Here is a 23,496-nt window from a genome sequence, read left to right as displayed (position 1 = left end):
CATTTTCATCACTGTTGATGGGGCTGATAAAGCCCCATTTTTATTGGCGCTAAATATGACTGAACAACAACAAATTAGCCGCTCACAAGCCTGGCTGGAAAGTTTACGACCTAAGACCTTACCGCTCGCCTTCGCGGCGATCATCGTCGGTACGGCATTAGCATGGTGGCAAGGATACTTCGATCCGCTGGTTGCTCTGCTGGCATTGATTACGGCGGGACTGCTGCAAATTCTGTCCAATCTCGCTAACGACTATGGCGATGCCGTCAAAGGCAGCGACAAGCCCGACCGCATTGGACCGCTGCGCGGTATGCAAAAAGGGGTTATCACCCAACAGCAGATGAAGCGCGCGCTGATCGTCACCGTGGTGCTGATCTGTCTGTCCGGGCTGGCCTTGGTAGCTGTAGCCTGTCACACGCTGGCGGATTTTGTCGGTTTCCTGGTGCTCGGCGGTCTGTCGATTATCGCCGCGATCACCTACACCGTGGGTAATCGCCCTTACGGATATATCGGCCTGGGCGATATTTCTGTGCTGGTATTTTTCGGCTGGCTCAGTGTGATGGGAAGCTGGTATCTGCAGGCTCATACGTTGATTCCGGCGCTGATTCTGCCTGCCACCGCCTGCGGCCTGCTGGCAACCGCCGTGCTCAACGTCAACAACCTGCGCGATATCAACAGCGACAGAGAGAACGGCAAGAACACGCTGGTCGTGCGTTTAGGCGCCGTCAATGCCCGCCGCTACCACGCCTGTCTGCTGATGGGCACGCTGGTCTGTCTGGCACTGTTCAACCTGTTCTCACTGCAAAGCCTGTGGGGATGGCTGTTTATCCTCGCCGCTCCGCTGCTGATCAAACAGGCTCGCTATGTAATGCGCGAGATGGACCCGGCAGCAATGCGTCCGATGCTGGAACGCACCGTAAAAGCGGCATTGTTAACTAACCTGCTGTTTGTCGTTGGAATTTTCTTAAGTCAGTGGTCTCTTTAACTGACAAATATCAATTAACAATTGATGATTTTGCCAACAGTACACATAGCGCGATATACTAAAAATTCTCGCAGCAACTGAACGTTAAGCCTATGAAATACGATACATCCGAGCTTTGTGACATCTATCAGGAAGATGTCAACGTCGTGGAACCGCTGTTCTCTAACTTTGGAGGACGGGCGTCGTTTGGCGGACAAATCATCACGGTAAAATGTTTCGAGGACAACGGGTTGCTGTACGATCTGCTCGAACAAAATGGCCGTGGTCGTGTTCTGCTGGTCGATGGCGGCGGTTCTGTTCGTCGTGCGCTGGTCGATGCCGAACTGGCACGGCTGGCGGTACAGAATGAATGGGAAGGTCTGGTCATCTACGGCTCAGTCCGCCAGGTAGACGATCTGGGAGAGCTGGACATCGGCATTCAGGCGATTGCCGCTATTCCGGTAGGTGCTTCAGGAGAAGGTATCGGGGAAAGCGATGTGCGCGTCAACTTTGGCGGCGTAACGTTCTTCTCCGGCGACCACCTGTACGCCGACAACACCGGGATAATCCTCTCCGAAGACCCACTCGATATCGAGTAAGCGAAAAAGGCACCGTAAGGTGCCTTTTTTATGCGTTGTCGTTGATTGCCGGATGGCGGCTTGCGCCTTGTCCGGCCTACAAACTCGCACTCTAAATCTTCTAAAGATTTCACGTCAGGGCAAGGCGGCAAGTAAGTGAATCCCCAGGAGCATAGGTCACTATGTGACTGGGGTGAATGCACGCAGCCAACGCCGCCATAACGTGAAATATGACGAGGATTAGACTTCTTCCATACGACCCAGCAGGGCATGCAGACGATCCTGCCAGCCGCTCTGCTGTTCTTTCAGGCTGTTGTTCTCACGCTCCAGCTCTTCACGCTGCTGCTGTGCAGTCTGAACTTCCTGCGACAGTGAGTTGTTCTTTTCTTTCAGCTCTTCGATTTCCATCTGCAACAGCGTGATGGTATCAATCGCCTGCTGTACTTTTGCTTCCAGTTTCTCAAACACTTCTAATGACATTGTCATACCTCTCCTGAATTGCAAGGCGTTGATGGATAAAAATCCTCGTCCCGATAACCGGCGACGCCTTAATAAAAACGAGCGCACTCTACTTAACACCGATTGTATGAAGCCGCGTCATCCCTGTCCAGCGGCATCCCGCGCAGATTGCGGTTTGCAACACTTTTAGTCTTTCTCCTGGTGACATTACTGTCATAACTCTTAAGTGTTAACAGATTGATCAGTGAAATGATTCAGCTCACACTATTTTTGTATAACAAATACCTCACAATGGCGCGAAAACGCTCATTTTGTTGATGCAGTACACACATTTTAATTTCGATATTTCTCGTTTTTGAGCGTTAACGATAAATTAACAGTGTGCCTACCGGCTCCGGGGATGTCAGTGACCTTCTCGCACACAATAAACATTAAACTCTCTTCAGGATCCGATTATGAGTCAAACATCAACCTTAAAAGGCCAGTGCATTGCTGAATTCCTCGGTACCGGGTTGTTGATTTTCTTCGGTGTGGGCTGTGTCGCTGCACTTAAAGTGGCTGGGGCTACTTTTGGTCAGTGGGAAATCAGTATCATCTGGGGTCTGGGGGTAGCGATGGCTATCTATCTGACCGCAGGCGTTTCTGGTGCACACCTGAATCCCGCGGTAACCATCGCACTCTGGCTGTTCGCCTGTTTTGATAAACGCAAAGTTGTTCCTTTTATTATTTCGCAAATTGCCGGCGCCTTTTGCGCAGCGGCACTGGTTTACGGGCTTTATTACAATCTTTTCCTCGATTTCGAACAAACCAACCATATCGTACGCGGCAGTACCGAGAGCCTGGGTCTGGCAGGTACTTTCTCCACCTATCCGAACCCGCATATCAATTTTGTGCAGGCCTTCGCGGTTGAAATGGTCATTACCGCTATTCTAATGGGGCTGATTCTGGCTCTGACCGACGATGGTAACGGTGTACCTCGTGGTCCGCTGGCACCACTGCTGATCGGCTTGTTGATTGCCGTTATTGGTGCTTCCATGGGTCCGCTGACAGGTTTTGCGATGAACCCGGCACGTGACTTCGGACCGAAACTCTTCGCCTGGATGGCCGGATGGGGTGAGATTGCCTTCACGGGTGGTCGCGATATCCCTTACTTCCTGGTTCCGGTGTTTGGCCCGATTACCGGCGCGATTTTGGGCGCATGGGCATATCGCAAACTGATTGGTCGTCATTTACCGTGCGATGTCTGCGCGATTGAAGAAAAAGACGTTGCGGCCAACACTCAACAAAAAGCTTCGCAGTAATGTGACTACGGGACAAAAAATTATGACTGAAAAAAAATATATCGTTGCGCTCGACCAGGGCACCACCAGCTCCCGCGCGGTCGTAATGGACCACGATGCGAATATCGTTGCCGTTTCACAGCGCGAATTCGAACAAATCTACCCGAAAGCCGGTTGGGTAGAACATGACCCAATGGAAATTTGGGCGACCCAAAGCTCCACGCTGGTAGAAGTTCTGGCGAAAGCCGATATCAGTTCCGATGAAATTGCAGCGATCGGTATTACCAACCAGCGTGAAACCACCATCGTCTGGGAACGCGAAACCGGTAAACCAATCTATAACGCCATTGTGTGGCAGTGCCGTCGTACCGCGGATATCTGCGAAAAGCTCAAACGTGACGGCATGGAAGAGTACATCCGTAACAACACCGGTCTGGTTATTGACCCGTACTTCTCCGGTACCAAGGTGAAGTGGATCCTCGACAACGTAGAAGGCTCGCGTGAGCGCGCTCGTCGCGGCGAACTGCTGTTTGGTACCGTAGACACCTGGCTTATCTGGAAAATGACGCAGGGGCGCGTACACGTCACAGATTACACCAACGCCTCGCGTACCATGCTGTTCAACATCCACTCCCTGGACTGGGATGACACGATGCTGGATGCGCTGGATATTCCGCGTGCAATGCTGCCAGAAGTACGTCGTTCTTCTGAAGTGTACGGCCAAACCAACATCGGTGGTAAAGGCGGCATTCGTATTCCTATCTCCGGTATCGCTGGTGACCAGCAGGCGGCGCTGTTTGGCCAGCTGTGCGTGAAGGAAGGGATGGCGAAAAATACTTACGGTACCGGCTGCTTCATGCTGATGAACACCGGCGAGAAAGCCGTTAAGTCCGAAAACGGACTGCTGACCACCATCGCCTGCGGACCGACCGGGGAAGTGAACTACGCGCTGGAAGGTGCGGTATTTATGGCTGGCGCATCTATCCAGTGGCTGCGTGATGAAATGAAACTCATCAGCGATGCGTTCGACTCCGAATATTTCGCCACCAAAGTGAAAGACACCAACGGCGTATACGTCGTTCCGGCATTTACTGGCCTGGGCGCACCATACTGGGACCCGTATGCTCGCGGCGCCATCTTTGGTCTGACCCGTGGGGTAAACTCCAACCACATCATCCGTGCCACGCTTGAGTCTATTGCATATCAGACTCGTGATGTTCTGGAAGCAATGCAGGCTGACTCCGGTATTCGCCTGCACGCCCTGCGCGTTGATGGCGGTGCGGTCGCCAACAACTTCCTGATGCAGTTCCAGTCCGACATTCTCGGCACGCGCGTTGAGCGCCCGGAAGTCCGCGAAGTCACCGCATTGGGTGCGGCATACCTGGCTGGTCTGGCAGTAGGCTTCTGGCAGAATCTGGATGAGCTGCAGGAAAAAGCGGTCATCGAGCGTGAATTCCGCCCAGGTATCGAAACCACCGAACGTAACTTCCGTTACAGCGGCTGGAAAAAAGCGGTCAAACGCGCCATGGCGTGGGAAGATCACGACGAGTAATACGTCATAGCCGGATGGCAACTGTGCCTTATCCGGCAATATCTTCGTGCGGGGGCAACCCCGCACACACATCAATAATCTCGCCCCCTCCCCTGTGCTACACTTCGCGCCATTCCTTTTAGCTACGAGTTTGCAATGAGACGAGAACTTGCCATTGAATTTTCACGCGTGACCGAAGCGGCCGCGCTGGCTGGCTATAAATGGCTGGGCCGCGGCGACAAAAATACCGCTGACGGCGCGGCGGTAAACGCCATGCGTATTATGCTCAACCAGGTCAACATTGACGGCACCATCGTGATTGGCGAGGGCGAGATCGATGAAGCGCCGATGCTGTTTATCGGTGAGAAAGTCGGGACCGGTCTTGGTGATGCGGTCGACATCGCCGTCGATCCTATCGAAGGCACACGCATGACGGCAATGGGTCAGGCAAACGCGCTGGCCGTACTGGCTGTTGGCGATAAAGGTTGCTTCCTGAACGCGCCAGACATGTACATGGAGAAGCTGATTGTCGGCCCAGGCGCAAAAGGGTCTATCGACCTGAACCTGTCGCTGGAAGCCAACCTGCATAACGTTGCCGCTGCACTCAATAAGCCGCTGAGTGAACTGACCGTCACCATTCTGGCCAAGCCACGCCATAATGAAACGATCGCCGAAATGCAAAAATTGGGCGTGCGCGTCTTTGCTATTCCAGACGGTGACGTTGCTGCCTCCATTCTGACATGCATGCCAGACAGTGAAGTTGACGTGCTGTACGGCATTGGCGGCGCACCTGAAGGTGTCGTTTCTGCCGCCGTCATCCGCGCGCTGGACGGCGACATGCAAGGCCGTTTGCTGGCACGTCATGACGTCAAAGGCGACAGCGAAGAGAACCGTCGCATTGGCGAACAAGAACTGGCTCGTTGCGCCGCCATGGGCATTGAAGCGGGCAAAGTGCTGCGCCTCGATGAAATGGCGCGTAGCGACAACGTCATTTTCTCCGCCACCGGCATCACCAAAGGCGATTTGCTGGAAGGGATTAGCCGTAAAGGTAATATCGCGACCACCGAAACGCTGCTGATCCGCGGCAAATCACGTACGATCCGCCGCATTCAGTCGATTCACTACCTCGATCGTAAAGATCCCGATGTGCAGGCGCACATCCTGTAATTGATTTGATCAATAGAGCCTTCCAGCCCATATGGGCTGGAAATCTTTCGTCCAACGAACGAAGATAAGGCAATCAAAGCAGACAGGAGAAAACCATGGCAGATTGGGTAACAGGCAAAGTCACGAAGGTACAGAACTGGACCGATGCCCTGTTTAGTTTGACCGTGCGAGCTCCGGTTCTTCCTTTCACTGCAGGTCAATTCACCAAGCTTGGCCTTGAGATCGACGGCGAACGCGTCCAGCGTGCCTATTCTTACGTCAATGCCCCTGATAACTCCGATTTAGAGTTTTATCTGGTGACGGTTCCCGACGGCAAACTCAGCCCTCGTCTGGCAGCACTGAAGCCTGGCGATGAAGTCCAGGTGGTGAGTGAAGCGGCTGGTTTCTTCGTGCTGGATGAAGTCCCCGATTGCGACACGCTGTGGATGCTGGCAACCGGCACGGCTATCGGCCCATATTTGTCGATTCTGCAGTTAGGCAAGGACCTGGATCGCTTCAAAAACCTGGTGCTGGTCCACGCCGCGCGTTATGCCGCCGATTTGAGCTATCTACCGTTGATGCAGGCGCTGGAAAAGCGCTACGAAGGTAAATTACGTATCCAGACGGTTGTCAGCCGTGAAACCGTGGCAGATTCGCTGACCGGGCGTGTACCGGCGCTGATTGAAAGCGGTGAGCTGGAAAAAGCAGTCGGGCTGCCATTGGATAAAGAAACCTGCCATGTGATGCTGTGTGGAAACCCGCAGATGGTACGCGACACGCAGCAGTTGCTGAAAGAGACCCGGCAGATGACCAAACACCTGCGCCGCCGACCGGGCCATATGACTGCAGAGCACTACTGGTAAGAACGTTTTACTGCCCGGTAAACACCCGGGCATTTTGCCGGATGGCGCTTGCGCTTATCCGGCCTACGAGCCAGCTCTGTACTTTACGTCCTGCGTATCCTTACCATATTTATTTGCGTCCTGGGTGCCAATGAACGCACCCAGATCGATAAGCATACCGACCAGAATCAACGTTGGAACAAAGCGGCCTACCGCCCATTGCCAGACGCCGGGTAACATCGCCCAATTTCCGGCCAGCAGCATCCACGCCAGAATCATCAACAGCGCCCACGCTCCGGAACGCCCCCGGTCATGCAGACGTTTTACCGTCACTGCCGCCGTTGGCCATAGCAGACACACCAGACAAAAAGCCGCGGTCTGAATATCGAGTAATTGTTTGCTCGCCAGCGAAAACAGAACCAGCATGCCGACGATCCATAGGCCAATCCAAATCCAGAAATCACGGCGCCCGATGCGCCCTTTAAATGAGAATAACCACTGCTGTATGGTCATGTAAGTTCCTTTATTATTACCTTCCAGAACAGTTTACCCTTTTGACAAGCTCGACGGTTACCGTTTTAATCGTGAGCAGTGAGAATGAAAGGTACGATTGATGAAGCACGGATTTACACTGTTTTTATTATTGTTTTCAGCCTTAACCGCGAGCACTGCGGCACTGGCGAAAGAGCCATCGACGGCAACCACAGCCCCCTATTTACTGGCGGGCGCGCCGACCTTTGACCTGTCGATTAGCCAGTTTCGCGAAAACTTTAATACACAGAATCCGAAGCTGATCCTGAATGAGTTCCGCGCTATCGACAGCAGTCGCGATCGGGCAAATCTCACCCGCGCGGCCAGTAAAATCAATGAAAACCTGTATGCGTCTTCCGCCCTTGAGCGCGGCACCCTGAAAATCAAAAGCATGCAGATAACCTGGTTACCAATTCAAGGACCAGAGCAAAAGGCAGCTAAAGCGAAAGCGCTGGAATACATGACCGCCGTCATCCGCACTGTCGCACCACTACTGACGAAGGAACAGAGCCAGAAAAAGCTGCAAAAACTGCTCGCCGCAGGCAAAGGTAAGCACTATTACGCCGAAACAGAAGGCGCAATTCGCTATGTCGTGGTAGATAACGGTGAAAAGGGGCTGACCTTCGCTGTTGAACCGATTAAGCTGGCTCTATCTGAAAACCTCGAAGGGTCGAATTCCCCCTAAATTATTCACGTTTCAGGAAGGCGGCGACGCAACGACCCCCCAGGAGCTTACATCAGTAAGTGACTGGGGTGAGAGAGTACAGCCAACGCACCTGCAACGTGGAGAATGACGGGGAAATGACAAAAAGCAAAGCCTTCGGGATGATCAATCTCTATACTGTTTCACAGACCATGCTGCCCTGAGGGGCGGCCATATTCCTTAATTCGCTGACAAGCGTGGAGAAATGAAATGCGACATCCTTTAGTGATGGGTAACTGGAAACTGAACGGCAGCCGCCACATGGTAAACGAACTGGTTGCTAATCTGCGTAAAGAACTGGCTGGCGTTGCTGGCTGTGCAGTAGCAATTGCTCCGCCGGAAATGTATATCGACCTGGCGAAACACGCCGCTGCCGGTAGCCACATCATTCTGGGCGCGCAGAACGTTGATCTGAACCTGTCTGGCGCATTCACCGGTGAAACAAGTGCTGAAATGCTGAAAGATATCGGCGCGCAGTACATCATTATCGGTCACTCTGAGCGTCGTACTTACCACAAAGAATCTGACGAGCTGATCGCTAAAAAATTCGCTGTGCTGAAAGAGCAAGGTCTGACTCCGGTTCTGTGCATCGGTGAAACCGAAGCAGAAAACGAAGCAGGCAAAACTGAAGAAGTTTGCGCACGTCAGATCGACGCGGTTCTGAAAACTCAGGGCGCAGCAGCATTCGAAGGCGTCGTTATCGCTTACGAACCAGTATGGGCTATCGGTACCGGTAAGTCTGCAACTCCTGCTCAGGCTCAGGCTGTTCACAAATTTATTCGTGACCACATTGCTAAAGCTGACGCGAAAATCGCTGAACAAGTTATCATCCAGTACGGCGGTTCTGTAAACGCAGCTAACGCGGCAGAACTGTTTGCTCAGCCGGACATCGACGGTGCGCTGGTTGGTGGTGCTTCTCTGAAAGCAGACGCCTTCGCAGTCATCGTTAAAGCAGCAGAAGCCGCTAAACAGGCTTAAGTTGTTAAGGCGGGAGGAGCACTCCTCCCGCTGTATTAACTACCAGTATCCCAACCAGTGCCACCAGAAGGCGCCGGTCCCCCCCCAAATGGTCAGGTTGACCACACTCATCACCAGGCCCGTTTTCCACCACTCCGCCAGCGTGACATAGCCCGAACCAAAGATGATCGGCGCAGTACCCGTGCCATAGTGCGTGAGCGACATCATCAAAGAGGAGGAGAAACCGAGCATTAAACCAAGCAATGCTGGTGGCGCGCCGAGGCCTAATCCTGCGGCGAAGAACGCAGCGAACATAGCCGTAATATGCGCAGTTGTGCTGGCGAAAAAGTAGTGCGAGTAGACGTAAAGCAGAATCAACAGCAGCGTTGCAACACTCCAGTGCACGCCAAGATGGTCGATTGCACTACCAACACTGGTTGCCAGCCATCCCACCAACCCCAGTTTGCTGAGAAAATCTGCCATCATCACCAGCGCGGCAAACCAGACTATCGTATCCCATGCCCCGCGGCATTTAAGAATGTCATCCCAGCTCAATACGCCCGCCATCAATAGAATCGACAATCCAATTAACGCGGCGCTGGTAGGGTTTACGCTCCAGGCACTGCCCATCAGCATCGCTGGAACACCCGCCCACAGGCAGAGCAGCAAAATGAACACTGCCAGGGTGATTTTTTCTGCCAGTGATAGTGGACCCAGCGCATCCAGTTTTTGCCGCGCGAACTGCGGCGCATTTGGCGTGCGCGTGATAGCTGGCGGATAGAGCCACCAGATTACAATCGGCATGACAACCAGTGATACCAGAGCAGGAAGAAGCGCCGCAATAGCCCACATTCCCCAGGTCATGTTCAGCACGCCATCCGTCCCCTTCGTCAAAAAGCTGACGATTAACGGGTTAGGTGCGGTCGCAGTGATGAACATTGCCGAGCTGATCGGGTTAATGTTGTAGTTCACCAGCGCGAGATAACGGCCCGTTGAGCCATTCTCGGCATGGCCTGGCTGCGAGCCGAGGCTCTCCGCAATCGCCCGCATTACCGGGTGGATAATGCCGCCGCCACGCGCGGTATTGCTTGGCGTTACGGGTGCAATTAGCGTTTCCGCAAGGGTTAATGCCCACGCAATGCCCAGCGTTCTTTTACCAAATAGCGCAATAAACCCGTAGCCAATACGCGCTCCCAGGCCAGTCTTTAACAGACTTTGCGACAGCATAATGGATAAACCGATCAGCCAGATTAGCTGGTTAGAAAAACCACTCAACGCATCGTTCAACGCCGCGGAGGGTTTGCCGGGGTTAGTAACGCCAGTCATCGCCACCAGCATAATCGCCACAATCGCAATTGCGCCAATCGGCATGGCTTTACCGATAATCGCAGCGATCGTACCAATAAACAGTGCCAGCAGGTGCCACGCTTGCGGGGTTACGTCAGGTGGACACGGGATAACAAACCAGATGGTCAGCGTAATCACGAGCGAGATGATGGCAGGCCAACAGCGGATGGGGGTTAAACTGTCCATGAATCAATCCTTGAATTTCCAGTGCGCAAATCTGCGCTCAGGCATTAACCAATATTGCCGCGCATAATACAATTCACTCACTCACAAAACAAAAAATTAACATTTTGATACAGCTACAGTTTTCCCAACACCGTAAACCAGGCGTAATCCAGCGGCAGAAGAATCAGATATGTTGCCGCCGCCAGTGCGATACACAGCAGCATCCCCGCCCTTGCAGGTACTTTCCCGAGCGCCATCGCCACCACGATCGGTGAAGCCTGATACGGCAACAGTGGTGTGGAATAACCCAGCACCTGGATCATAATCACCGACAGCAGTGGGAATCCCGTCGCATCGGCAAAGCTTTGCGCCAACGTGGTATACAGCGCCGGAACACCGTTCGCCGTCATAATAAAATTAAGCGCAGTGGTAATACCGGTCAGCGCGAGGAAACTGGTAAACGGCTTTTCCGCATCCAGCGGCATCACCTGTAACAGCGCTTCGCCAACGGCGCTACCAATACCGGTCTGCGTGACGGTGATCGCCAGCCCCAGAATACCCGCCACATAAATACAGGTACGAATGTTGACCCCAGCGGAAAACTCGTCGCCATTGATAAAGCCAACCCGTGGTAGCAATGTGATAACTGCCGCCGCCAGCCCGGTCCACGCGGGGCCAATACCGTGCCAGCTTTCGCTTACCCACAAGAACAGCACCACCGCTAACATCCAGGCCAGACGTTTTTCATCCCGGCTCATCGGCTCCGGCGGCGTGAGATCGCGCGGCGCATGCGGCTTGCCAGGGAACAACCAGCAGATAAGCACAATGAGCACCGCGCCTTTAAGCCAACCCAGAACCGGCGTATGCAGCAGCAAATAGGGAAGATAATTGAGGTGGATGCCGTAAGAGCCTTCCGCCGCGCCGCTCATCACCAGATTCGGTACGTTAGCGGGTAAAATCGTCGCAGAAAGCTGGAACGTCCCAAACCCGACGGCCAGTGCCAGACCATACCAGGCGCGCGTGCCTTCGTTAATTCCAGCTCGTTTCGCCATCGCCGCGACAATCGGCATCAGCAGCGCAATGCGGCCCATGTTGGATGGCATTACAAATGCCAGCGCGTAACTCAGCAGCACTACGCTCGCCACCATTAACGGCCAGGAATCAGTCAACCTCGATGACAGCGCCCTCGCCGCCCTGTCCGCCAGCCCCGTTTTACGAATCGCAATACCCAGTACAAAGCCGCTAAACACCAGCCAGAATGCGGAGGACGCAAAGCCGCCAAAAATCACATCCGGTGGCGCGATTTTGGCGACCATCGCCACGGCAAAGAACAGCAGCGCCGTTATAAACTCCGGCAGCAGCGACGTAGCCCAGAGCAGAATGGTGATACCAACCACCAGAGAGGGGATAAACAGAGGGTGTGTAAGCCAGAGCGACATGCCTGTCTCCTGTTGTTTTTTTCAACAAGAATACGGGGACAGGCATGCGGAGTAAACGCCAGATTAGGTGGGGTTAACGCAGAATATCACATTGATGATCCTGAATTTCCTCAGCGGAGGCGAGATTCAGTGCCAGCAGATTGCGCTGAGTAGCCAGCAGGACAAAGGATTCGTCGCTCTGGCGCACCATCGCCAACGCATAGCTGCCCATATGCTCACGCGCATCCGGCACCTCTTCCGCCAGCATCATAAACGGGCTGCGTTGTGCCAGTTCATTTTCCGTGACGCGACGTGCCAGATATTCATGACCGCGCAGCCCACCCGGTAATGGTAGCCAGCGGGTGCTGATTTTCGCCAGGTTGTCATCCAGCTGCTTTCTGACATCGGTTCGCAGGCAGGAGATATGAATATGCAGGTGATTTTGCGTACGCCCGCTACGTGAGTTAATGGTCAGAGAGACTGCTTTGTCAGGGATTTCCTGGCCGTATTTTTGGCTCATAAAGCTACGCGCCTGCCAGGCCAGCCAGAAAAAGTTCGGTGTGCCTGATTTCAACAACAGCGGACTTTCCGTACCGTTGATCCGCCAGGTAGGCATCAACAGATATTGCAGTGGGCCGTTACGGTCTTTGAACACCACATATCCAGCATCCGGCTTTACTTCAGCGCATGGTGCGGGGTCCTGCTGCTGCAACTGGTGCGGCAGGCATTGCTGAAGAACGATCTGGCGTAATGCGTCCGGGTTGCCGGTGAATTTCCAGTACCCGATACCTGCAGCGGCGGCGACCACAATCACCGCCAGTAAAAGATAGCCTGCTTTTTTCATTACGCGTTTCCTGTATCCCATTGAAGGGCAAGAGTAACGCAAAACCATGACAAATAAAAAACCCGGTCGCGTTAGGCCACCGGGTCGGTAAATCAGAGACTTATTTATCGTTTACTGATTTGGTCGAGCGTACCGCCGTTAGAGAAGTGCTCTTTCTGCGCTTTCGTCCAGCCGCCAAACTCTTCGTCGATAGTGAACAGCTTCAGCTTCGGAAATGCGTTTTCGTATTTCTTCGCAACGTCTGCATCACGTGGACGATAGTAGTTTTTCGCCGCAATTTCCTGACCTTCCGGAGAGTAGAGATACTTCAGGTAAGCTTCCGCCACCGCTTTGGTGTCTTTCTTTTCCACCACTTTATCAACCACGGACACGGTCGGCTCCGCGAGGATAGATTCACTCGGGGTCACTATCTCGAATTTATCTTTGCCCAGCTCGTTCGTTGCCAACAGCGCTTCGTTTTCCCAGGCAATCAGCACATCACCGATACCACGTTCAACGAAGGTATTGGTTGAACCACGTGCACCAGAATCGAGTACCTCAACGTTTTTATACAGGGCCTTCACAAAGTCTTGTGCCTTGGCCTGATCGTTGTTGTTGTGGTGCAGGGCATAGCCCCATGCCGCCAGATAGTTCCAGCGAGCTCCGCCGGAGCTTTTCGGGTTTGGCGTAATGACCGACACGCCCGGTTTGATTAAATCGTTCCAGTCATGAATTTGTTTGGGATTGCCTTTGCGGACCAGGAATACGATGGTGGAGGTGTAAGGCGCAGAGTTATCCGGCAGGCGTTTAATCCAGTTTTTATCGATACGGCCACGTTCAGCAATGGCATCCACGTCGTAAGCCAGTGCCAGCGTCACGACATCGGCTTCAATGCCGTTGATGACGGAGGTCGCCTGTTTACCCGAACCACCATGCGACTGGCGAATCACGACGTTGTCGCCCGTTTCCTGCTTCCAGTGCGCGCTGAAGGCCTTATTGTACTGCTCGTACAGTTCACGCGTTGGATCGTACGATACGTTAAGTAACTGAATATCCTTTGCCAGAACGCTGGTCGATGCCAGCAATAATGTTAACCCTACGCCCCATTTGTTCATCGCCCAGCTCTCTTAGGTAGTGTTGTGATGAGCAAAGCGTGCCAGAAAGGCATCCAAACATTAAAGAATAAAAAAAGATTTGCTATAACTTGGGGGAATATATGGAGTCGAGTTTTTGCCTGATGGCGCTACGCTTATCAGGCCTACGATTTGCATCATGTAGGCCGGATAAGGCGCAAGCCGCCATCCGGCAATTGCAATTAATACAGTTTCTTCGCGCAGTCCAGCCAGTCACCTTTGAACGGACGCTTCATGTTTTCGATAGCGTCGATGATGTCATGGTGAACCAGCTGCTCGTTCTGAATACCTACGCAGCGACCGCCGTGACCTTCCAGCAGAAGTTCAATGGCATAGGCGCCCATACGGGATGCCAGAATACGGTCGTAAGGAACCGGGGAACCACCACGCTGGATGTGACCCAGTACGGTTGCACGCGTTTCACGACCCGTTTCTTTCTCAATGTAATGCGCCAATTCGTCAACGTCACACATGTGTTCAGTGATCGCTACGATTGCGTGTTTTTTACCTTTCGCGATACCTGCTTTGATTTCAGTAACCAAATCGTCACGGCTGAATTCCACTTCCGGAACCACCACGAACTCACAGCCACCGGCAATCGCTGCTGCCAGGGTCAGGTCACCACAGTAGCGGCCCATCACTTCAACGATAGAAATACGCTGGTGAGAAGAAGAGGTATCACGCAGGCGGTCAATCGCTTCAACGACAGTACCCAGCGCGGTGAAGTAGCCGATGGTGTAGTCAGTGCCCTTGATATCGTTGTCGATAGTGCCCGGCAGACCGATGCACGGGAAGCCCATTTCAGTCAGGCGTTTTGCCCCCATGTAAGAACCGTCACCCCCGATAACAACCAGGGCGTCGATGCCACGCTTCTTCAGGTTTTCGATCGCCACCGCACGTACGTTTTCATCACGGAATTCCGGGAAGCGAGCAGAACCGAGGAAAGTACCGCCACGGTTGATCATGTCGGACACGCTGTAGCGGTCAAGCTGGACCATACGGTCTTCATACAAACCCAGGTAGCCATCATGGATCCCCATGACTTCCAGCCCTTCCGTCAACGCTGCACGTACAACACCACGGATTGCTGCGTTCATGCCCGGCGCATCACCGCCGCTTGTCAACACACCGATTTTCTTAATCATGACTACCTCTGAACTTTGGAATGCAAAATGAAATCTGCTGCCGGAAGTCGATTCCGCATATCGAAACGATCCAACGAATATGCAGATAGTATAACAATCACTTCCTGCTGAATTGATTCAGGTCAGGCCAAATGGTGGTAATTTATACACAAAATGCTGGCCCGGTTCACTTTTTTTACAACGAATTATGAAAGCTCAAACATCTTGCCTTCCTTGGGTACGACTGAACAGGGATCCTGATGAATGATGACATCCGATCCCGGGAAACGCCGTAAAATTGCCTGCTCAACCTGTTCAGCCACTAAATGCGCCTGAACGAGCGGCAGATTATCTTCCATTTCCAAATGAATCTGAATAAAGCGGGTCGGCCCTGACTGCCGCGTGCGAAGATCGTGAGCGCCGCTGACTCCAGGCCATGACGTCACGATATCAATAATTTCCTGACGTTCCTCATCGGGTAAAGCGCGATCCAGCAAAGATTGCACTGCCTCATACCCCATGCGTAATGCGCTATATAAAATATAGATGCCAATCCCGAGCGCAAACAAGGCATCCGCACGATGCCAGCCGTACCATGCCAGCCCGAGCGCAATGAGAATCGCACCGTTCATCATAACATCAGACTGATAATGAAGCATATCTGCCCGAACGGCCTGACTTTGCGTACGCTTCACTACCCAGCGCTGAAACGAGACCAGAATGATTGTACACACTAACGCAATAATGGTGACAACCACCCCAACGCCGGGATCTTTCATCGGCGTGGGTTGAATGAGATGCTGAATCCCGGTCAGGAATAAAAACAGCGCCGAACCGGAAATAAACATGCTTTGCGCCAGCGCCGCCAGCGATTCCGCTTTTCCGTGTCCGAACGTATGTTCATCATCGGCGGGCTGCAGCGAATAGCGCACCACCAACAGGTTGGTTAATGACGCCGCGATGTCCACCAGAGAATCCACCAGCGCTGCCAGAATACTGACCGATCCGGTGTACCACCACGCGAAAATTTTGATCAAAAGTAACAGCGATGCCATCACGGTCGCCGCGATTGCCGCCCGGCTCACCAGCCGCCCATAGGTTTGATTCATAAACACTCCTGCCAGGATATGCCGCTAGTATAACGGATGAAATAAAACAGTCAGGCAATAACCGAGGGACAAATTTTGGGCAAAAAAAACCCCCACATCATGTGGGGGAAGACAGGGATGGAATGTTGCAGCAATACGTCACCTGAATACGTTTTATTCTGAATTTTTAAGGCCTCTCTGTAACACTTCTAATCCTCATTTACTTTAGGTGTACGATAAACGCTCAATCAACATATCTTGAGGGATTAAGATGGCGTATTACCCTAATTCTATTGACTGGAAACCGATCCAAGAAGGAGGTCTGCGTAGGTTAAGGCTTGGCGAGATAAATCTTGCAAACTCGCTCTTTGGCTTCAGCATTCTTTACCATCAGGTTTGGGTTCATCTGGAAAGTTATCTTCCTTTTGATACTCAAAACCCAGGTCAGGCGATGACGCCTGACGGCGAAATGTGGTTTAGAACAATAAAATACGAAGATGATTTCTCGATGCCAACAAAACAGCCAACTCCAAATGCCCAGCATCTTTTTTTGCATGAAATGATGCATGTTTGGCAGCACCAATATGGAATGTGGGTACGAACACGTGGGGCATTCTCATGGGCAGCTGACTATACATACAGCCTAAATGAAAAAAATCTACTTGATTACGGACTGGAGCAACAAGCATCCTTAGTCAGCGATTACTGGTTGTTAAAGCACTATGGGTTTGATGGGCATAGCGATCTGTATGTTTACCGTGATTATGACCCAGAAGAACCGGCGCTGGAATTAATGCAGAAATATGAAAAGGTACTCGGGAGCTTTCCGATATGAAGAAATCGTTCTTTTTTCTCCCTTTACTTTTATTTCTGGCCGGGTGCCCAGGGAAAGGCAGAGAGGGTGCAGAGTCCGGTGAACGACAGGCGATCTACGTAGATGGCAATCGTGTTTGCTTTACCATAGATAAAAATGATGTGTTAAACCGCTATATTCTGTCAACTAATGGTAGAGAAGATAAAAAATTATTAGTCGGCGATTTTAAACATCTCATCTACCCAAGTACCTGCTTCACGGTCAATTTAGAAAAAGGGGTGGTGTATGGTACAAGCTATACCTTAAATGGAAAAAATCACTACTACACATTTATCATTACCAATGATGGAAAAGTGTTGGATTTAGGAAAAAGCTAAGCATTATTATCAGATCACGCCGCTCTACATAAAGGCAGTAAGTTACATTGAAGTCAGCCACACATAACAAAAGCTGTTTTCAGCTCCAAATACTATCTGCAAGTAGCTGTTTATCTTTGGTAATTCACTGTAATTTTAGGCAAAAAAAACCCCCACATCATGTGGGGGAAGACAGGGATGGTGTCTATGGCAAGGAAAACAGGGTTACTACTGGGAACGTGAGTTGCTACTACTCAATAAATTCAACGATGAGCTTTTTTTCCAGTGCGCTACATCGCGCAGTTGCTCCATTCGTTGTTCATGTTTCTCATTTAAAACCGCTTGCTGCTCGGGCGTTAACAGGCGATACATCTGGTTGCGGATCCTGGCTATTTCAACCTGGCGGGCAACCTGTTCTTGCGCCATTCTTTCTGCCTGAGCGCGCACTGCGCTTTCATCAAATTTCTCTGCGGTGACAAGGCGATGCATTGTCTCCATTTCGCTAACATTAACAGGAGGCTGTTCGTGTCTTGCCTGCTGCATTAAATCTCGCATCTGTTGACGTTGATGTTCGGTTAAACTGATACCGTCAAACATGTGGCTCTGAACGCTGCGTTGCGATGAGCCTTCACCCAGGTGCCAGTGATCGCCTGTGACGACTTCAGCTGCATGGCTAAATGTACTGAGTGCCAGCGTTGAGGCCATGACGGCAGCGGTAACTTTGCCCATCACTTGCTCCCAAAATCTTTTCTGTCGCGATTCAACGAGAGACAGTTTACGATTCGGGCTGCAAACATGCGTCAGGGGGTGTAAAACAACGTAAAGTCATAGATTAGCGACGCCTGATGACGTAATTTCTGCCTCGGAGGTACGTAAACAATGAATAAAATCCTGTTAGTTGATGATGACCGAGAGCTGACTTCCCTGTTAAAGGAGTTGCTCGAAATGGAAGGTTTCGATGTGCTGGTTGCCTATGATGGGGAACAGGCGCTTGAGCTTCTGGATGACAGCATCGATTTACTTTTGCTCGACGTCATGATGCCGAAGAAAAACGGCATTGATACGCTGAAAGCACTTCGTCAGACACACCAGACACCTGTAATCATGCTGACCGCTCGCGGCAGCGAATTGGATCGCGTACTTGGCCTTGAGCTGGGAGCGGACGACTATTTACCTAAACCGTTTAACGACCGTGAACTGGTCGCGCGCATCCGCGCTATTCTGCGTCGCTCACACTGGAGCGAACAGCAGCAGAACAGCGATAACGGCTCGCCGACGCTGGAAGTAGATGCGTTAAGCCTTAATCCGGGTCGCCAGGAAGCCAGCTTTGACGGGCAAATTTTGGAGTTAACCGGCACCGAATTCACCCTGCTCTATTTGCTGGCTCAGCATCTCGGTCAGGTGGTTTCGCGTGAGCACCTGAGCCAGGAAGTGCTGGGCAAACGCCTGACGCCTTTCGATCGCGCGATCGATATGCATATCTCGAACCTGCGTCGTAAGCTGCCAGAGCGTAAAGACGGACACCCGTGGTTTAAAACCCTGCGTGGTCGCGGCTACCTGATGGTCTCCGCTTCATGATAGGGAGCTTAACCGCACGCATCTTTGCCATCTTCTGGTTGACGCTGGCACTGGTGTTGATGTTGGTACTGATGTTACCCAAGCTCGACTCACGCCAGATGACCGAGCTACTGGACAGCGAGCAGCGCCAGGGGTTAATGATTGAGCAACACGTTGAAGCTGAACTGGCGAACGATCCACCCAACGATTTGATGTGGTGGCGTCGCTTGTTTCGGGCGATAGACAAGTGGGCGCCGCCAGGGCAGCGGTTATTACTTGTTACGACGGAAGGACGCGTGATCGGCGCAGAACGCAACGAAATGCAGATCATTCGTAACTTTATTGGTCAGGCCGATAACGCCGACCATCCGCAAAAGAAAAAATACGGTCGCGTTGAGATGGTCGGGCCTTTCTCCGTCAGAGACGGTGAAGATAACTACCAGCTGTATCTCATACGACCTGCCAGCAGCTCACAATCTGACTTTATCAACCTGCTGTTCGACCGACCGCTGCTGTTGCTGATCGTCACCATGTTAGTCAGCTCACCGCTATTGCTTTGGCTTGCCTGGAGTCTGGCGAAACCTGCGCGTAAGTTGAAAAACGCGGCGGATGAAGTGGCCCAGGGCAACCTGCGTCAGCATCCGGAACTGGAAGCCGGTCCGCAGGAGTTTCTGGCGGCAGGCGCCAGCTTTAACCAGATGGTGACAGCGCTGGAACGGATGATGACCACACAGCAACGCCTGCTGTCGGACATCTCTCACGAGCTGAGAACACCGCTAACGCGTCTGCAACTGGGCACCGCTCTGCTGCGCCGTCGTAGCGGTGAGAGCAAAGAGCTGGAGCGCATTGAAACAGAAGCACACCGACTGGACAGCATGATCAACGACCTGCTGGTGATGTCACGTAATCAGCAGAAAAACGCGCTGGTCAGTGAAACAGTGAAAGCTAATCAGCTGTGGGGCGAAGTGCTGGATAACGCCGCCTTTGAAGCTGAGCAGATGGGTAAATCACTCACGGTGAATTTCCCGCCGGGTCCGTGGCCGCTGTACGGTAACCCAAATGCGTTGGAAAGTGCGCTGGAAAACATTGTTCGCAATGCCCTGCGCTATTCACATACGAAGATTGAAGTTGGCTTCGCGGTGGATATCGACGGGATTACCATCACCGTGGACGACGATGGCCCAGGCGTTAGCCCTGAAGACAGAGAACAGATTTTCCGTCCGTTCTATCGTACCGATGAGGCGCGCGATCGCGAGTCTGGCGGAACAGGTCTGGGTCTGGCGATTGTTGAAACCGCAATTCAGCAGCATCGTGGCTGGGTGAAGGCCGAAGACAGCCCGCTGGGTGGTTTACGGCTGGTGATTTGGTTACCGCTGTATAAACGCGCTTAACAGGCTTCCCCGGTAGCCTCGTGCCGGGGAAGCTCTCACTTTATGCTGTCACTTCTGCCGCCGCTAGCTTTTGCTTTTTAATCCGCTTCACCAGAATGGTCGAACAGATAAAGCCCATTAAGCTGAACGCAATCATCACGCTAAAGACATAGTTGTAGCCAGTGATGCCGCTATTGGTATCCAGCAAATAGCCGTACAACGTGTACGCAAACATCGCTGGCATATAACCGATGATGCAACCAAACGCCATTGCCGAGCCCGCATACTCACGTGGGGTACCGATCTCATCCATTGGCGCGAAGAAAATGGCGCGCTGTGAGAAGATAATCGCTCCGAACCCTAATGTCGCCGCCATACCGATATACACGTTCATTGTTTGATGCGGTAACTGCATGAACACAAGCATCGCTACAGCAGAGATCAGGAACGTCCACTTCAGATACACTGTCGGTGATTTAGCAACTTTATCTGCCAACATTCCACCAATCGGCCCACCTACCATTTTTAACGCATACTGGTTGATGATGCCGTACGCACCAACGAGCGCTACCGGCAGCATATAGATATCTTTTAAGAACGGAATAAAGTAAGTCAGGCCACAGTACGCGGCGTAAACGAAGAAAATACCTAAAGAGGCCAGCCAAACGTTAGGGCAGGACAAAACATGTTTGATACCCTTTAACACTTCCATGTTGGCACTGGTTTTCTCGCCGCCTTTCACTTTGTCATCATCGACAATAAAGTACGTCACAATACCTGCCACAAGCGTAATTACCGTATAGAACAACAGGCCCGCCTGCATCCCCGCTTTACCTTCACCAAACTGGACGAAGACAAACAGAGCGCCAGATGCAACGATAACATCCACCACGCCACGTCCGGCTTCTAAAAAGCCGAACATGCGTCCTTGTTCTTCTTTCGTTCCCAGCAAACGAACGGCTTTCAGCAATACCGGCCAATAAACCACATCGGCAAAGAAAGCCATCGCGGCAAAGCAAATGAGATAACCGGTAAATGACGGTAGCGTTGCCAGATATAAGCCACATAACCCAACGCCAATCAGACCGAACGGTAATAATATTTTCTTGGAGTAACGGTCTGCGATATAGAGAGAAAGAAAAAGTCCGGTTGTCTGAACAATCGTATAAACCGTAAAGCTCAACCCAATTTGCGTATTAGTTAAACCCCAGTCATTCTGCATTGGCACATAGAAAACATCTTTCATACTCGAAAGCTTGAATATCGTGCCGCCGCCTAAAATCAAAAAACAGAGTCTTGCCCATTTATTCATGAACATGATTAAACCCTCATTGCTTGTTGAGAGAAATATCTAAATTAAATTGTATAATTAATAACGCCAGGGGATTATTTTCATAATCCTTTCCGCATTTAATAATATTTTAAGAAAACTAATTAATTGCCTATAAACTTGTCACATATATCACGGATATATTTTATTTGGGCAAGAGCATGTTCTTTTTCCTGCGCCAGTCGCGTATCAATCATGTTGCTGTCAGGCAGCGGCGTATAACTTGCATCGCGCCATGGGATCCATGGATTATCACCCTCATCGTCGAAGCGAAATGCAGGGGCATAATATTCAACTTCTTCTTCCAGGCCAAAAGCATGTACTTGCGGTTTATCTTCACCTAAAAGTAATAATGCCTTAAGCATCTCTTCCATGGGTAAATCGCCGTGTCCTGAACGACAAGCCTCATGCCCCCAGCCTTTACCTTCTTTAATAATTTTTGCGTCTTTGATATGCACCTGAGTGATCAGAGGAGACATAACCTCTAACGCAGAAAGCGGCTGCTCATTGGCATTAATCATGTTGCCAAAATCAAACAGAATAGAGAGATTTTTCATCCCGCTATTATTAACCAGCGTCACCAGCTCATGGCCTTGCAGATCTTCATGCTGTTCGATAGTAAAGCTTAGTCCGCAATCGTCATACTGAGACAGCCACGCAATATCATTGGCAATCTTCGCCATAACATCGTTCAGATACCCTTCATAACGCGGGTAGAAACGCACTGAAGTTGCACCAGTAGCAACAGCAATACGGATTGCATCCGTCAATGTTGCCTTATCCGATGCGCTCGTTTCGATATGCACATCCAGATTATATTTTTTGGCCTTTTCTTTAAAATCGTGTAGCTGCTGATCGTTCAGTTTCTGCAGTGATTGGGACTCACCATCCTCAACATGTATTTTTACACCCTTCAATTTTTGCTGATGCGCAATATCCAGAAGATCCCCCGGCAGGACTCTCTCGTAGCGCATATTCAGATGAAAAGCATAAGCATGTAGGTACAGCGGTATATTTCTCGCGCGTTCCGCAAGAAGTTCTTGGTTACATTTTCCCATTATTTTTCTCATTCATCGCGAATAACAAGTTCCACTGATTCAAGTCGCCAGTATTCGAAATCAACCTGAACCACTTTTTTATCTCGGGTAGCCCGATGTTTTTCTACTAAAATTCCATACGTATTAGGCGCAACACCCAGCTCTTTGCAGGCCACTTCTGGCATATTGACCGGTTTAAAAATCATTTCTTTGATATTTAAAACATGGCCAAACGCATCTTCCCAGACGCTGGCAAAAGACTGATTGCCCAATTTATTAATGAATCCTGGCGCAACATCGGCATCAATATAGGATTCATGGTAAAACACTTTATGTGAATCAAGGCCGCACCAGCCGGTAACTAAATAGCGATCGCCGGAGGAGAGAAAAACATCATCAACATGATGCGGAACTGTATCAATGGTTTCTTTGGTTAAATAATCCCAAAAAGGCTTACGTCCCTGAGCACAAGCTTCAGCATTGAAGCTGGAAAGTGATTTAGGGTTATAAATAAATCGCTTCGATGAAATAAACCAACCACTGCGGTTCTTGCGGAAAATACGCGCATCGATCTCAAGCTCAATCAGAACCTGACGTAAGGTCATACGCTTTGCATCCAGCAGCTCACATAACTCTCTCTCCGAGGGCAATTTGGAGCCCGCTGGTAAATTATTCTCGTTTAACCAGCTTTCAAAGCGCTCTCTGAGCACATCAACATTGTTTTTCTTTTTCATTTCGCTCATCTGGTTTAAACCAATTTGAAGCTAAGATATTTGAGTGCAGGAAATACTCAAGTTTTTTTTCAACGCAGAGTTTCTTTTTGTGGACCAGGTATCAAGAATGGCTTTGAAGCAAACCGTGACCGTCAGGTTTTTGCCCGGTTTGGTACGCAGGAGATGAACCACGGGGGAGAGGTAAATCAGGTGTCGCCACCTGATTTAAT

General features: G+C 51.2%; 24 protein-coding genes. 12 read left to right on the top strand and 12 right to left on the bottom strand.

The window, feature by feature from the left end; all coding sequences use genetic code 11:
- Nucleotides 1–55 precede the first annotated feature (55 nt).
- Entirely contained in the window at nucleotides 56–985 is a 930-nt protein-coding gene (gene menA / locus OGX92_RS09265) for a 1,4-dihydroxy-2-naphthoate polyprenyltransferase (protein ID WP_003825185.1), read from the top strand.
- Nucleotides 986–1,077: 92 nt separating this feature from the next.
- On the top strand, nucleotides 1,078–1,563 hold the full coding sequence (gene rraA / locus OGX92_RS09260; protein WP_079939327.1) for a ribonuclease E activity regulator RraA: 486 nt from the start codon (nucleotides 1,078–1,080) through the stop codon (nucleotides 1,561–1,563).
- A 219-nt stretch (nucleotides 1,564–1,782) separates the two neighbouring features.
- On the opposite strand, the gene zapB is transcribed toward rraA, so the two are convergent.
- The gene (gene zapB / locus OGX92_RS09255) at nucleotides 1,783–2,028 is read right to left on the bottom strand and encodes a septal ring assembly protein ZapB (RefSeq protein ID WP_095533156.1); all 246 of its coding nucleotides are present in this window, start codon (nucleotides 2,026–2,028) and stop codon (nucleotides 1,783–1,785) included.
- A 428-nt stretch (nucleotides 2,029–2,456) separates the two neighbouring features.
- Here zapB and OGX92_RS09250 point away from each other — a divergent pair, with 428 nt between their 5' ends.
- From OGX92_RS09250 to fpr, 4 genes are all read left to right on the top strand, one after another.
- Nucleotides 2,457–3,302 (top strand): MIP/aquaporin family protein, encoded by an 846-nt coding sequence (locus tag OGX92_RS09250; RefSeq protein ID WP_003825195.1) that lies wholly within the window; start codon nucleotides 2,457–2,459, stop codon nucleotides 3,300–3,302.
- A gap of 22 nt (nucleotides 3,303–3,324) precedes the next feature.
- Nucleotides 3,325–4,833 (top strand): glycerol kinase GlpK, encoded by a 1,509-nt coding sequence (glpK, locus tag OGX92_RS09245; RefSeq protein WP_149335649.1) that lies wholly within the window; start codon nucleotides 3,325–3,327, stop codon nucleotides 4,831–4,833.
- A 135-nt stretch (nucleotides 4,834–4,968) separates the two neighbouring features.
- Nucleotides 4,969–5,979: a class II fructose-bisphosphatase gene (glpX, locus tag OGX92_RS09240; protein ID WP_063941743.1), complete on the top strand. Its 1,011-nt coding sequence runs from the start codon at nucleotides 4,969–4,971 to the stop codon at nucleotides 5,977–5,979.
- A 95-nt stretch (nucleotides 5,980–6,074) separates the two neighbouring features.
- The gene (gene fpr / locus OGX92_RS09235) at nucleotides 6,075–6,821 is read left to right on the top strand and encodes a ferredoxin--NADP(+) reductase (RefSeq protein WP_063941742.1); all 747 of its coding nucleotides are present in this window, start codon (nucleotides 6,075–6,077) and stop codon (nucleotides 6,819–6,821) included.
- 63 nt (nucleotides 6,822–6,884) lie between these two features.
- Here fpr and OGX92_RS09230 read toward each other — a convergent pair whose 3' ends face one another.
- Nucleotides 6,885–7,313, bottom strand: a complete 429-nt coding sequence (locus tag OGX92_RS09230) for a DUF805 domain-containing protein (protein WP_003825201.1) — start codon at nucleotides 7,311–7,313, stop codon at nucleotides 6,885–6,887.
- Between the two features lie 100 nt (nucleotides 7,314–7,413).
- Here OGX92_RS09230 and OGX92_RS09225 point away from each other — a divergent pair, with 100 nt between their 5' ends.
- Both OGX92_RS09225 and tpiA read left to right on the top strand, forming a co-directional pair.
- Nucleotides 7,414–8,016: a YiiQ family protein gene (locus tag OGX92_RS09225; RefSeq protein ID WP_286586457.1), complete on the top strand. Its 603-nt coding sequence runs from the start codon at nucleotides 7,414–7,416 to the stop codon at nucleotides 8,014–8,016.
- Between the two features lie 228 nt (nucleotides 8,017–8,244).
- Nucleotides 8,245–9,012, top strand: a complete 768-nt coding sequence (gene tpiA, locus OGX92_RS09220) for a triose-phosphate isomerase (protein ID WP_003028783.1) — start codon at nucleotides 8,245–8,247, stop codon at nucleotides 9,010–9,012.
- Between the two features lie 39 nt (nucleotides 9,013–9,051).
- Here tpiA and OGX92_RS09215 read toward each other — a convergent pair whose 3' ends face one another.
- From OGX92_RS09215 to fieF, 6 genes are all read right to left on the bottom strand, one after another.
- Nucleotides 9,052–10,524, bottom strand: coding sequence for a DASS family sodium-coupled anion symporter (locus OGX92_RS09215; protein ID WP_103285929.1), 1,473 nt, complete (start codon nucleotides 10,522–10,524; stop codon nucleotides 9,052–9,054).
- Between the two features lie 113 nt (nucleotides 10,525–10,637).
- The gene (locus OGX92_RS09210) at nucleotides 10,638–11,942 is read right to left on the bottom strand and encodes an SLC13 family permease (protein WP_126957433.1); all 1,305 of its coding nucleotides are present in this window, start codon (nucleotides 11,940–11,942) and stop codon (nucleotides 10,638–10,640) included.
- Between the two features lie 73 nt (nucleotides 11,943–12,015).
- Nucleotides 12,016–12,765 (bottom strand): CDP-diacylglycerol diphosphatase, encoded by a 750-nt coding sequence (locus tag OGX92_RS09205; RefSeq protein ID WP_020996109.1) that lies wholly within the window; start codon nucleotides 12,763–12,765, stop codon nucleotides 12,016–12,018.
- 104 nt (nucleotides 12,766–12,869) lie between these two features.
- Nucleotides 12,870–13,859, bottom strand: coding sequence for a sulfate/thiosulfate ABC transporter substrate-binding protein Sbp (gene sbp / locus OGX92_RS09200; protein ID WP_126957435.1), 990 nt, complete (start codon nucleotides 13,857–13,859; stop codon nucleotides 12,870–12,872).
- A 200-nt stretch (nucleotides 13,860–14,059) separates the two neighbouring features.
- Entirely contained in the window at nucleotides 14,060–15,022 is a 963-nt protein-coding gene (pfkA, locus tag OGX92_RS09195) for a 6-phosphofructokinase (protein ID WP_003825214.1), read from the bottom strand.
- A 185-nt stretch (nucleotides 15,023–15,207) separates the two neighbouring features.
- The gene (gene fieF / locus OGX92_RS09190; RefSeq protein ID WP_003825216.1) at nucleotides 15,208–16,110 is read right to left on the bottom strand and encodes a CDF family cation-efflux transporter FieF; all 903 of its coding nucleotides are present in this window, start codon (nucleotides 16,108–16,110) and stop codon (nucleotides 15,208–15,210) included.
- A 250-nt stretch (nucleotides 16,111–16,360) separates the two neighbouring features.
- Here fieF and OGX92_RS09185 point away from each other — a divergent pair, with 250 nt between their 5' ends.
- Together OGX92_RS09185 and OGX92_RS09180 are read left to right on the top strand one after the other, a co-directional pair.
- Nucleotides 16,361–16,924: a type IV secretion protein Rhs gene (locus tag OGX92_RS09185; protein ID WP_079939319.1), complete on the top strand. Its 564-nt coding sequence runs from the start codon at nucleotides 16,361–16,363 to the stop codon at nucleotides 16,922–16,924.
- Nucleotides 16,921–17,280, top strand: a complete 360-nt coding sequence (locus tag OGX92_RS09180; RefSeq protein WP_284962597.1) for a putative T6SS immunity periplasmic lipoprotein — start codon at nucleotides 16,921–16,923, stop codon at nucleotides 17,278–17,280. Before OGX92_RS09185 ends, OGX92_RS09180 begins: the two co-directional genes overlap by 4 nt.
- Before the next feature lie 207 nt (nucleotides 17,281–17,487).
- Here the strand turns inward: OGX92_RS09180 and cpxP are convergent, their stop codons facing one another.
- Entirely contained in the window at nucleotides 17,488–17,988 is a 501-nt protein-coding gene (gene cpxP, locus OGX92_RS09175; protein WP_008787022.1) for a cell-envelope stress modulator CpxP, read from the bottom strand.
- A gap of 150 nt (nucleotides 17,989–18,138) precedes the next feature.
- Between cpxP and cpxR the strand changes: the two genes are divergently transcribed.
- Entirely contained in the window at nucleotides 18,139–18,837 is a 699-nt protein-coding gene (gene cpxR / locus OGX92_RS09170) for an envelope stress response regulator transcription factor CpxR (RefSeq protein ID WP_003028763.1), read from the top strand.
- Nucleotides 18,834–20,207 (top strand): envelope stress sensor histidine kinase CpxA, encoded by a 1,374-nt coding sequence (gene cpxA / locus OGX92_RS09165; protein WP_003028758.1) that lies wholly within the window; start codon nucleotides 18,834–18,836, stop codon nucleotides 20,205–20,207. Before cpxR ends, cpxA begins: the two co-directional genes overlap by 4 nt.
- A 40-nt stretch (nucleotides 20,208–20,247) precedes the next feature.
- Here cpxA and OGX92_RS09160 read toward each other — a convergent pair whose 3' ends face one another.
- The 3 genes from OGX92_RS09160 to OGX92_RS09150 form a co-directional block, all read right to left on the bottom strand.
- Nucleotides 20,248–21,498, bottom strand: coding sequence for an MFS transporter (locus OGX92_RS09160; protein WP_122973888.1), 1,251 nt, complete (start codon nucleotides 21,496–21,498; stop codon nucleotides 20,248–20,250).
- Nucleotides 21,499–21,620: 122 nt separating this feature from the next.
- The gene (locus tag OGX92_RS09155; protein ID WP_003825228.1) at nucleotides 21,621–22,574 is read right to left on the bottom strand and encodes a sugar phosphate isomerase/epimerase family protein; all 954 of its coding nucleotides are present in this window, start codon (nucleotides 22,572–22,574) and stop codon (nucleotides 21,621–21,623) included.
- Between the two features lie 8 nt (nucleotides 22,575–22,582).
- The gene (locus tag OGX92_RS09150; RefSeq protein WP_003825231.1) at nucleotides 22,583–23,287 is read right to left on the bottom strand and encodes a GntR family transcriptional regulator; all 705 of its coding nucleotides are present in this window, start codon (nucleotides 23,285–23,287) and stop codon (nucleotides 22,583–22,585) included.
- Nucleotides 23,288–23,496 lie beyond the last annotated feature (209 nt).

It is taken from the genome of Citrobacter sp. Cpo089 (assembly GCF_030332695.1).
Classification (GTDB): Bacteria; Pseudomonadota; Gammaproteobacteria; order Enterobacterales; family Enterobacteriaceae; genus Citrobacter; species Citrobacter portucalensis.
This window is presented reverse-complemented; position numbering and strand designations above follow the sequence as displayed.